At 68.4% G+C, this 6,620-nt stretch carries 7 protein-coding genes and 1 pseudogene; 5 read left to right on the top strand and 3 right to left on the bottom strand.

Annotated features, from left to right (window positions below):
- Positions 1–236: 236 nt before the first annotated feature.
- A complete protein-coding gene (locus ACIHCL_RS36720; protein ID WP_399868894.1) occupies positions 237–713 on the top strand; it encodes a DUF6328 family protein in 477 nt (158 codons plus the stop codon).
- Between the two features lie 300 nt (positions 714–1,013).
- On the top strand, positions 1,014–1,964 hold the full coding sequence (locus ACIHCL_RS36715; protein WP_399868893.1) for an ATP-dependent DNA ligase: 951 nt from the start codon (positions 1,014–1,016) through the stop codon (positions 1,962–1,964).
- Between the two features lie 591 nt (positions 1,965–2,555).
- Here the strand turns inward: ACIHCL_RS36715 and ACIHCL_RS36710 are convergent.
- On the bottom strand, positions 2,556–2,744 hold the full coding sequence (locus ACIHCL_RS36710) for a hypothetical protein (protein ID WP_399868892.1): 189 nt from the start codon (positions 2,742–2,744) through the stop codon (positions 2,556–2,558).
- Positions 2,745–2,785: 41 nt separating this feature from the next.
- Between ACIHCL_RS36710 and ACIHCL_RS36705 the strand changes: the two are divergent.
- Positions 2,786–3,751, top strand: a pseudogene (locus tag ACIHCL_RS36705) (DUF1214 domain-containing protein); the annotation flags it as partial.
- Positions 3,654–3,899 carry a DUF1214 domain-containing protein gene (locus tag ACIHCL_RS36700; protein ID WP_399868891.1) on the top strand — a complete coding sequence of 82 codons (246 nt, stop codon included), beginning with the start codon at positions 3,654–3,656 and terminating at the stop codon, positions 3,897–3,899. The pseudogene ACIHCL_RS36705 and the gene ACIHCL_RS36700, both read left to right, overlap by 98 nt.
- Positions 3,900–3,966: 67 nt before the next feature.
- Here the strand turns inward: ACIHCL_RS36700 and ACIHCL_RS36695 are convergent, their stop codons facing one another.
- Together ACIHCL_RS36695 and ACIHCL_RS36690 are read right to left on the bottom strand one after the other, a co-directional pair.
- The gene (locus ACIHCL_RS36695) at positions 3,967–4,977 is read right to left on the bottom strand and encodes a DUF1214 domain-containing protein (protein WP_399868895.1); all 1,011 of its coding nucleotides are present in this window, start codon (positions 4,975–4,977) and stop codon (positions 3,967–3,969) included.
- Positions 4,977–5,438 carry a DUF1254 domain-containing protein gene (locus ACIHCL_RS36690; RefSeq protein ID WP_399868890.1) on the bottom strand — a complete coding sequence of 154 codons (462 nt, stop codon included), beginning with the start codon at positions 5,436–5,438 and terminating at the stop codon, positions 4,977–4,979. Before ACIHCL_RS36690 ends, ACIHCL_RS36695 begins: the two co-directional genes overlap by 1 nt.
- A 634-nt stretch (positions 5,439–6,072) precedes the next feature.
- On the opposite strand from ACIHCL_RS36690, the gene ACIHCL_RS36685 reads away from it, so the two are divergent.
- Positions 6,073–6,420, top strand: coding sequence for a hypothetical protein (locus ACIHCL_RS36685; protein WP_399868889.1), 348 nt, complete (start codon positions 6,073–6,075; stop codon positions 6,418–6,420).
- The last annotated feature ends 200 nt before the right edge of the window (positions 6,421–6,620 follow it).

The raw sequence follows: 6,620 nt of genomic DNA, 5'->3' as shown, positions 1-6,620 counted from the left end.
CAACCATGCGCACCGCACGACGGCGGAGCTCAAGCGGGTAACGGGAAGGTCGTGCCATGACTCGATCCTTTCATGAAATCGAGTCTCCATTCGAATCGGGGCGGTTCAATGAGTCTTGAATCCCTGAGCGCTCGGCCCGTCACCTGTTCGGTCCGGTTTCGTTGGTGGTGATGTCGAACTGTCATCGGTGCCCGGGGCGGGATCGTGACGTACCCGCGGAGTGAAGGTTTATGCAGATGGAACCAGGACAGCAACCGCAGAGGCCGCGCTGGGAAACACCGCAGGAGCGGGCCGACCGCAACCTGGTCGAACTCCTCCAGGAACTGCGCGTCGTCCAGACCGGCGTGCAAATCTTATTCGCCTTCCTGCTCGGCCTGGCCTTCACCAGCCGGTTCCCGCGACTCGACGCCTTTGAGCGCGGCACCTTCGTGGTTACCCTGCTCCTGACCGTCATCACCTCGGCCGTTCTCGCCACCCCCGTGGCCCTGCACCGCGGCTTGTTCCACCGCGGCGCGAAACCCCGCATCGTGGCCCTCTCCGCCCGCCTCGCCCAGATCGGCCTGATCTTCCTGGCCCTGGCGCTCAACGGCGCAGTCCTGCTCCTGATGGATGTGGTGCTCGGCCTCACAGCAGCCGTCGTCATCACCGCCCTCACCACCGTGATGTTCGCCGGCTTGTGGTTCCTCCTGCCTTGGGCACTGCGTCGTTCGTGATGCAGGACGCGGCGCTGCCACGTCCTGGATGGGGCACCGTAAAGCACGACCAGGCCCAGGCCGCGGAGATCACCCGCCTCTGCCGACGGCTGAAGGACAACAGCCACGAGCGGCAACAACTCCAGACCGAAGTCGACGCCTCGGCCACCGTCATCGCTGCCCTCCTGGCCGAGAACGCCGCCCTGCGCGAGCAGGCGGCCAGGCGTTCCGCCGTCATCGTCCCGATCACCGGACCACAACCGACCACTGAAAGAGGCCCGTCATGCGGTGTCGCTGCCCGAACCGATACTGACCACGACCGTGAGCAGCCCGGACCTGCCCGCCGGCCACGCGGCAGAGCCGAAGTGGGACGGATACCGGTGCCGACTCGAAGCACACGGCGACGAGCTGGTGGTGCTGCGCTCGCGCCGCGGCGCCGACCTCACCGGCGCCTTTCCCGAAGTCCGGCAGGCCGCGCTCGACCGGCTCCCCGCCGGTACTGGGCTGGACGGCGAGCTGGTCGTCTGGGAGGACGGGCGCCTCGCGTTCGATCGGCTCCAGGCCCGCGCCGCCACACGCGGTGCCCGTGCCGCAGCCGCCTCCCGGGAACAGCCGGCGCACTTCGTCGCCTTCGACCTCCTCCACAGGGGCGACACGGACCTGACCGGGTGGCCGTACGGGCGCCGCCGGGAAGCGCTGGAACAGCTGTTCGCCGAGAACCGGCTGACAGCTCCGCTGACGCTGTGTCCGTCGACGACCGACCCGGCGGTCGCGCGGCAGTGGCTGGACTGGACCGCCGCCGGACTGGAAGGCCTGGTGATCAAGCGGCTGGACGAGCGATACCTCCCCGGCCGCCGGACCTGGCACAAATACCGGATCAGGCACACTACCGAGGCGATCGTGGCCGCGGTGTCCGGCCCCCTGTCCGCCCCACGGACCCTGCTGCTGGCCCGGTACGACACCGCCGGGCAGCTGCACTTCGTCGGCCGCACCACCGTGCTGTCCTCCGACATCACCCGTGCCCTGACCGGCCAGCTCGCACCACCGGGCGAGCTGCACCCCTGGCAGGGGCGGAGCTTCTCGGCAGGGTGGGGAAGCCGGGACACGCTCGACGTCGTCCTGGTGCGGCCCGAGGTGGTGCTGGAAATCGGCGCCGACGTTGCCCGCGACAGCGCCGGACGGTGGCGTCACCCCGTAAGGCCCTACCGTGTGCGCACCGACCTTGATGTCCAGGAGGTCCCCCGCCAAGACGACCAGCCCCCGGATACGTGACCCGCCACGGGGCGGTGGTCCGCACGTCCCGCCGGCGCGCGAGGAAGGGCGGCCCAAGGCCCGCCGCAGGGGCGCGGCAGCCCGATCAGGTGAACTCTCCGGCCGGGAGTTGATCGGCTCCACCGGGTGGCGCTCGAAGCTCTCGTCATCCTTCCTGCGAGATCTGTGTACGGAGGGCGTCTGCATGCGGCGTCCACGGCTTTGCTTGTGACCTGCGCCGATCGGGTTCGGATCCGCCGTTTCTCGCAGTGCCCCGCCCCCCATGGTCGCCCCGGTTCGTCGGCTGTCGGAGGGGCGGCCTGGTCGGGGGCACTCAGCCGAAGTGCCCGTGTGTTGACGGAGTGCCAGGTGGGTGGCTTGTTCGCGTTCTGGTCGCGTGGAGTGCTCGGCTGTGAGGCTCGTGGGCGTCGGCGCCGTCCTTCCCGGCCGGGGCCGTGGCTTGGGGAGGTGCGGCGTTCGCCGTGCCGTTGTCCCTCGCCACTGTGTTTCTAGGGACAGGAGTTCAAACGCGATGACCAGCCTTCGTGATGCGCAGCTGACCGGTGACGAGACGATCGAGACGTCGTTCGGAACGGTCGAGCTGGAGCAGAGCTATCCGACCGACACGTCGTCCGCGCTGCTGTTCGACCAGTTCGACCTCCAACGCGCCGCGCAGGCGTACGTGTGGGTACTGCCGCTGATCGGAGCTGCGACGTGGCGTGACCGGGCGGCGAAGACGTTCGGCTCCACGAGCTTCGGGGACTTCGTGGTGTACGAGTCGCTGCGGGAGAAGCGCGGCATCCTCACCGCGAACCTGACCACTCCGCAGCTTCACCAGCCTCGCGGACGGGCCCGTCCTCATCGACTACCCCGCGGGCCCGACCGCGGGCGGCGTCCTGGACTTCTGGCAGCGGCCGGTCACCGACATGGGGCAGACCGGGCCGGACGGAGGCAACGGCGGCAGCCACGTCGTCCTCGGCCCGGACGGCGACGCTGGCCCGTTCGAGGACTCGGGACGCGTCGTCGTCCGCTCCGAGACCCTCAACATCATCGTCGCGTTCCGCCTCCTCGACCAGGACCCGCAGGTCAAGCAGGACATCGAGGACAACTTCCGTATCTGGCGCGCCGGGGACGACCCGGCCCCGGCGCGGTTCATCGAGGACGTCGATGTCGAATGGTCGGCCACTCCCGCGCGGGGCCTGGACTTCTGGAGGGATCTGTCCTCCGTTCTCCAGGAGGAACCCGTCCGCGAGATCGACAAGGGCCTCATGGCGATGCTGGAACCGCTCGGCGTCGCCAAGGGCGTCGCGTTCGACCCGGACGAGCGTCTCCAGGGCATCCTCGCGGACGGAGCCGCCCTCGGCGAACTCCTCGCTCGCAATATCCAGGTCAATCCCCGCTACGCGACTCCGTACCGGGACAGCACTGCCTGGTACAAGAGCCTCGACTTCGCGCTCTCCCAGGAGAACGACACCAGCCTGCTGCTCGACCCGCGCGCCACGTGGTTCTACGAGGCCGTCACCAGCACCAAGGGCATGGCCCAGCCCTCCGTGGGCTTCGGCCAGGTGTACATGACCACCAAGCGCGACGGTGACGGCAATCTTCTGCGGGCCGACTGCGGCTACCGCCTCCACGTCCCGGCCGACGTGCCCGTGGCCCAGTTCTGGTCCCTCACCCTGTACAGCGAGGCCACCCGCCGCGCGTACGACAATGGCGGAACCGAGATCCGCAGCGTCAGCCTCGTCAGTCGCGACGAACAGCTCACCTTCAACGACGACGGCAGCATCGACCTCTACATCGGCCCCGAAGCCCCCGAGGGCTGCGGAGAACAACTGGATGAAGAGCGTCCCCGGCGACGGCTGGTTCGTGTACTTCCGCCTCTACGCGCCCCTCTACGCGCCCCTCGACGCGTTCTTCGACAAGTCCTGGACCCTGCCCGACTTCACCGCCCTGTAGCCCGGAAGTGGCAAGAGGCCGGGATCGAATGCCGGTCCCGGCCCTCTGCGGTCCATCGTCCGCGAGGTCAGGCGGACACGGCCTTCTCGAAGTCACCGGGTGTGTACTGGCGGTCGAAGAACGCCTCTTCGGGGCCGTAGAAGCGGATGATGGCGAACCATCCGCGCCCGGGAACGGTCTTGATCCAGTTCGCGGCGCCCGCAGGGCGCTCCGGGCCGGTGTGGAGAGTGATGGAGCGGTTGTCGTTGAAGACGATGTCGTTCATGCCGTTGAGGGAGGAGAAGGTCTGGTCCTCGGCGTCGACTTCGGCGGCGGTTTCGGCGTCGTAGAGGGTGAGGGACCAGAACAGCTGGGCGGGAGGGTCCGCGGGCAGATCGATGGTGTAGGTGTCCTCGCCGCGCAGCAGGTTTCCGTCGTGGTCGTGGTCGTGGTCGTGGTCGTGGTCGCGGTCGCGGTAGGCGTTGGCGTACTTGGCGCCCGCGCCGACGACGGCGCTGGGCTTTGGCGTTGACGTCGGTGTAGCCGGTGGCACGGTCGCGGAACTCCTCGTCGAGGAGTGTGTGCCAGAAGTCGTCCTGCTTGGTCTTGGCGTGGGCGACCCACTGGCGGCCGGCCCACCACAGGGCGTCGGGTTCGCGGTCGAACTCGGCGGCGAGGGTCTTGGACATCTTCCACGCTGTCTGCGCGGCCAGGCCCAGGAGTTCCCGCTGCCGCGAGGTGGGGCGAAGGTCTGCCCCTGGCGGATGCCGAGAGCGGCGAGGACGCCGTGCGTGTACGGGTCGGTGCTGTCGGCCCGGTCGCTCTGGATGAAGGCGTCGAGCGCGTCGAAGAAGGAGGCGTCGCGGGGGAAAAGGGCGTTGACCGGGGTGTCGGAGGTGCGCACGTACTGCATGTCGGCGGCGTCGCCGGAGAGGGGCCTGAAGCGGATGGACTCGACCGATTCCACCCCGGGCGAGAGGTCGTCGACGGAGGTGAATAACCCGCGCAGCAGGAAGTAGATGCCGTTGGTGCGGCTGCGGTACACGTAGTAGCCGTCCCAGTCGCTCTCGTTCTCCGGCTCCTGGCCGTCGGGGACGATCAGGTACTGGCCGCCCTTGCCCGCGTCGGGGCCGGGCAGGCCGATGTCCCCCGGTACTGCACACCATCGATCAGTGGGCCGGTCAGGGGCCGGTGCCAGAAGTCGTCCACCAGGCCCTGGATCCTCGGCGGGGCCTCGACCACCAGCGGACCCGTCTCGCTCAGGTCCGCGAACGCCATCCCGTAGATGACATCGCAGTTCGGCGTCGTGATGACCGTCCGCGGCTTCGGCCGCTGTTCGAACACCGACATCACCTGGTACCCGTACCCGTACCCGAACGCGCTCCCGAGCCCGCCCCGCATCGCACACACGTTCACCACCGGCAGCGCCCACAGATAGGTCTGCACGGCACGCTGGAAGTACAGCTCCTGGTCCAGCGTCCTTGCGGACGCATCCGCGGGATACCCGCCCTCGAACGGCAGCGACGCCAGCTCCCGGTAGCGCTCGGACATCGACGTCATCGACGAACACACCTCCAGTACCGGCTCGCTGGCCGGCCGGTCAGCGGACAGAACCAGTCGCAGGAACCTATGCACCACCCCGGCGGCAGGAAACGTAATATTCAAGATAAATGAACTGGCTGAGCCGCAAGTTCCGCGCAGCCCGCCGGTCGGGACTCGGTGTGGACGACGGCTGGGCACCGCGACGGCCTGCGCGTCGTGGAGCGCCACGCGAAGCCGTTCGTTGTCGATGCCGAGGCATTGGACGGCCCGCGAGAGCGAGGTCGAATGAGCAGGCCACCCACTACCGCGACCTCACGGTTCCACATTGCTCCTGTGCGACGCAGATCCGTCTGGCTTTGTTAGTGAGTTACGAGAGCGCCTGTTGTTCAGCGGCGAGAGCATCCTCTTCCACGGGAGAGGGGTCGCTGCCAGGGCATCCCATATCGCGTTGCTCATTCCCGCAGGGTATCCATCGCCTACGACAGGGCCGTCACCAAATACCTCGCCGCCGTCCACGCCGCCGTCCTCATGCTCCAGGACGGTGCCCGGGAGCGTGCCGCCCACGGCCCCCGACCGCGGCCCGCCCCGACGGCGGCTCCGCCGCCGCACCCCCAACAGCCCGGCGCCAGGGCCGCACCACAGGAGGAGTTGCGTGAGCACGCCGGAAGAACAGCCCAGCATCAAGGACGCCCTCGCCGCCTCCAAGGAGATGGCCGCCGCGCTCGATAAGAACCCTGCGCTCGATGACCCCATGGAGTGGGCGCAGATCTGGAAGCGCCCCCGGAAGCCGAAGTCGAAGACGGAGAAGAAGGGCTCCGATATGCCCAGGGGTACGGCGAGCGCTTCGTGCAGGGGGGCGGACCCACTCGGCATGAACTCGCGGCGCTTGCGCGTCAGCCACCCGTACGCCGCACCACCCGCTGCAAGGGCGGAGGCCGCACCAATCCCGCCCGTCTCCAGAGCAGCGAGGGCCTGGTCGCGGTTCTCCCACAGGGACTGAAGGGACCGAGCCGCAGCATCGGGCTCCCGGCCGAGCACACCCACAGAACCAACGAAAAGGTCAGTTTTCGTTGGTTCTGTGGGTGTGGCGGGTCTGCGGGTGGGGCTCTGTTGACGTGTTGTACCAGCCTTCTTCCGTTGTCTCCGGTTCGTCTGTTCCTCCTTTGTCACGGCCGCAGTTGGCGGAGGCCCGGCGTGTTC

Source organism: Streptomyces sp. NPDC052042, from assembly GCF_044548345.1.
Taxonomy (GTDB): domain Bacteria; phylum Actinomycetota; class Actinomycetes; order Streptomycetales; family Streptomycetaceae; genus Streptomyces.
The sequence above is the reverse complement of the archived record's forward strand: the minus strand, read 5'-3'. Positions and strand labels throughout refer to the sequence as shown.

What these genes read in the sequence shown, in the direction of transcription:
- ACIHCL_RS36720 (WP_399868894.1), top strand. Translation starts at nt 237, where the DNA reads ATGGAACCAGGACAGCAACCGCAGAGGCCGCGCTGGGAAACACCGCAG.
- ACIHCL_RS36710 (WP_399868892.1), bottom strand. Translation starts at nt 2,744, where the DNA reads ATGCCGCGCTTCTCCCGCAGCGACTCGTACACCACGAAGTCCCCGAAG.
- ACIHCL_RS36700 (WP_399868891.1), top strand. Translation starts at nt 3,654, where the DNA reads ATGGCGGAACCGAGATCCGCAGCGTCAGCCTCGTCAGTCGCGACGAAC.
- ACIHCL_RS36690 (WP_399868890.1), bottom strand. Translation starts at nt 5,438, where the DNA reads ATGACGTCGATGTCCGAGCGCTACCGGGAGCTGGCGTCGCTGCCGTTC.